A 3,631-nucleotide genomic window follows, 5' to 3' on the forward strand; every position below is an offset into this window, starting at 1 on the left:
TGGGTCGTCGAAGGCGGTCTGCAGGCAGGAGATCACGTGATCGTGCAAGGCGTCGACAAGGTGCGCCCGGGCGCGACGGTGAAGACCGTCGCCGCGCAGCTCGCCCCGGCGCCGGATGCCGCATCCGCCACCTCGGCAAGCGCCGCGCCGGCGACTACCGCGGCAACTACCGCGGCCAGTGCCGCAGCGAGTTCGGCCGCCGCGTCGAGCGCGCAATAACAGGGAGTCCGTTTCATGGCCAAGTTCTTTATCGATCGCCCGATCTTCGCGTGGGTGATCGCGATCGTGCTGATGCTGGCCGGCGTCGCATCGATCTTCAAGATGCCGATCGCGCAGTATCCGACGATCGCACCGCCGACGATCCAGATCCAGGCGAACTACCCGGGCGCTTCCGCGAAGACGGTGGAAGACACGGTGACGCAGGTGATCGAGCAGCAGATGAGCGGGCTCGACAACTTCCTTTACATGTCGTCGACGAGCGATGACTCGGGCAACGCGACGATCACGCTGACCTTCTCGCCGGGCACGAATCCGGACGTCGCGCAGGTGCAGGTGCAGAACAAGCTGTCGCTCGCGACGCCGAACCTGCCGCAGGTCGTGCAGCAGCTCGGCATGCAGGTCACGAAGTCGAGCAGCAACTGGCTGATGTGGTTCGCGTTCAACTCCGAGGACGGCCGGATGTCGAAGGAGGACCTGACGAACTACGTGGCCTCGCACGTGCTCGATCCGCTGAGCCGCGTGAACGGCGTCGGCCAGACGCTGCTGCTCGGTTCGCAGTTCTCGATGCGGATCTGGCTCGACCCCGTCAAGCTGACCAACTACAGCCTCACGCCGACCGACGTGACGGCCGCGATCACGCAGCAGAACGTGCAGATCGCGGGCGGCCAGATCGGCGGCACGCCGGCGAAGCCGGGCACCGTGCTGCAGGCGACGATCACCGAATCGACGCTGCTGCGCACGCCCGAGCAGTTCGGCAACATCCTGCTGAAGGTCAACCAGGACGGCTCGCAGGTTCGCTTGAAGGACGTCGGCCGCGCGGCGCTCGGTTCGGAAAACTACACGTTCGACACGAAGTACATGGGGCAACCGACGGCCGGCCTCGGCATCCAGCTCGCGACCGGCGCGAACGCGCTGGCGACCGCGAACGCGCTGCGGGCCAAGATCGACGAGCTGTCGAAGTACTTCCCGCATGGCCTCGTCGTGCACTACCCGTACGACACGACGCCGTTCGTGCGCCTGTCGATCGAGGAAGTGGTCAAGACGCTGATCGAGGGCATCGTGCTTGTGTTCCTCGTGATGTACCTGTTCCTGCAGAACCTGCGGGCGACGATCATCCCGACGATCGCGGTGCCGGTCGTGCTGCTCGGCACGTTCGCGATCATGGGGCTCGCCGGCTTCTCGATCAACACGTTGTCGATGTTCGGGCTCGTGCTCGCGATCGGCCTGCTGGTCGACGATGCGATCGTGGTGGTCGAGAACGTCGAGCGCGTGATGGCCGAAGAAGGGCTGTCGCCGAAGGAGGCGACCCGCAAGGCGATGAGCCAGATCACCGGCGCACTCGTCGGCGTCGCGCTCGTGCTGTCGGCGGTGTTCGTGCCGGTGGCGTTCTCGGGCGGCTCGGTCGGCGCGATCTATCGTCAGTTCTCGCTGACGATCGTGTCGGCGATGGTGTTGTCGGTGCTCGTCGCGTTGATCCTGACGCCGGCACTGTGCGCGACGATCCTGAAGCCGATCGAGAAGGGGCATCACGAAGAGAAGAAGGGCTTCTTCGGGTGGTTCAACCGGACGTTCGATCGCAGCCGCGATCGCTATACGAGCGGCGTGAACCATGTGATCAAGCGCTCCGGCCGCTGGCTCGTGATCTACCTGGCCGTGTTCCTCGCGGTCGGCGTGATGTTCGCGCGGCTGCCGAAGTCGTTCCTGCCCGATGAAGACCAAGGCTACATGTTCATGATCGTGCAGACGCCGTCCGGCTCCACGCAGGAAACGACCGGCAAGACGCTCGACAACATCAACACGTACCTGACCACCGCCGAGAAGGAGGTGGTCGACTCGGTGTTCACGGTCAACGGCTTCAGCTTCGCGGGCCGCGGCCAGAATGCGGGCCTCGTGTTCGTGAAGCTGAAACCGTACGAGCAGCGCCAGCGTTCGGACCAGAAGGTGCAGGCGCTGATCGGCCGGACCTTCGCGCACTATTCGACGTATAAGGACGGGATGGTGATTCCGTTCAACCCGCCGTCGATTCCCGAACTCGGTACCGCTGCGGGCTTCGACTTCGAGCTGACGGACAACGCCGGCCTCGGTCACGAAGCGCTGATGGCCGCGCGCGGCCAGTTGCTCGGGATGGCAGCAAAGGATCCGGCGCTGGCGCTCGTGCGTCCGAACGGCCTGAACGATACGCCGCAGTACAAGGTCGACATCGATCGCGAGAAGGCGAACGCGCTCGGCGTGACGGCCGCGGCGATCGACCAGACGTTTTCGATCGCGTGGGCGTCGCAGTACGTGAACAACTTCCTCGATACCGACGGCCGGATCAAGAAGGTGTACGTACAGTCGGACGCGCCGTTCCGGATGACGCCCGAAGACATGAACATCTGGTACGTGCGCAACAGCGCGGGCGGGATGGTGCCGTTCAGCGCGTTCTCGACCGGCCACTGGATCTACGGGTCGCCGAAGCTCGAGCGTTACAACGGCGTGTCGTCGATCGAGATCCAGGGGCAGGCCGCGGAAGGCAAGTCGACGGGGCAGGCGATGGCCGCGATGGAAGCGCTCGCGAGCAAGCTGCCGGAAGGCATCGGCTATTCGTGGACGGGGCTGTCGTTCCAGGAAATCCAGTCCGGCTCGCAGGCGCCGATCCTGTACGCGATCTCGATTCTCGTCGTGTTCCTGTGTCTCGCGGCGCTGTATGAAAGCTGGTCGATCCCGTTCTCGGTGATCATGGTCGTGCCGCTCGGCGTGGTCGGCGCACTGCTCGCGACGATGCTGCGCGGCCTCGAGAACGACGTGTTCTTCCAGGTCGGCCTGCTGACGACCGTCGGTTTGTCCGCGAAGAACGCGATCCTGATCGTCGAGTTCGCACGCGAACTGCAGGCGGGCGGGAACATGGGGCCGGTGCGCGCGGCGATCGAGGCGGCGCGCCTGCGGCTGCGTCCGATCCTGATGACGTCGCTCGCGTTCATGCTCGGCGTGCTGCCGCTCGCGATCAGCAACGGCGCGGGCTCGGCGAGCCAGCACGCGATCGGCACGGGCGTGATCGGTGGGATGATCACCGCGACGTTCCTCGCCATTTTCATGATCCCGATGTTCTTCGTGCGGGTTCGTGCGATCTTCAGCGGCGAAACGGAAAACGTCGACGACGCATGGCGTCTCGTGCAGGGCGACCTGCAGCGCGGTCGCGACGACGCACACGATTCGAAGGGGCAGTAACGATGCAAAAACATGTTTTGACTGCCACCGCGGCCGCACTGGCTGCCGCGCTGTTTGCCGCGGGCTGCACGATGGCGCCGCATTACACGCGGCCCGACGCGCCCGTCGCGCAGGCGTACCCGGCCGGTGGCGTCTACGCGACGCAGCCGGGCGCGGCCGGCGCGCGCAGCGCGAACGGCCAGGCGGCGACTGCCATCGGCTGGCG

The 3,631-nt window shown here is 65.6% G+C and carries 1 protein-coding gene and 2 pseudogenes; all 3 read left to right on the forward strand.

Going from position 1 to position 3,631, the window contains the following annotated elements; genetic code table 11:
• Positions 1-219: pseudogene (locus J8I35_RS34275) on the forward strand (efflux transporter periplasmic adaptor subunit); the annotation flags it as partial.
• A gap of 15 nt (positions 220-234) precedes the next feature.
• A complete protein-coding gene (locus J8I35_RS34280) occupies positions 235-3,426 on the forward strand; it encodes an efflux RND transporter permease subunit (protein ID WP_050015697.1) in 3,192 nt (1,063 codons plus the stop codon).
• Positions 3,427-3,428: 2 nt separating this feature from the next.
• Positions 3,429-3,631 (forward strand): annotated as a pseudogene (locus tag J8I35_RS34285) (multidrug transporter); the annotation flags it as partial.

The sequence above is a fragment of the Burkholderia sp. CpTa8-5 genome (assembly GCF_017815045.1).
GTDB lineage: Bacteria > Pseudomonadota > Gammaproteobacteria > Burkholderiales > Burkholderiaceae > Burkholderia > Burkholderia sola.

Bases quoted from the DNA above. Each gene is read 5' to 3' on its own strand.
- J8I35_RS34280 (WP_050015697.1), top strand. From the start codon at position 235: ATGGCCAAGTTCTTTATCGATCGCCCGATCTTCGCGTGGGTGATCGCG.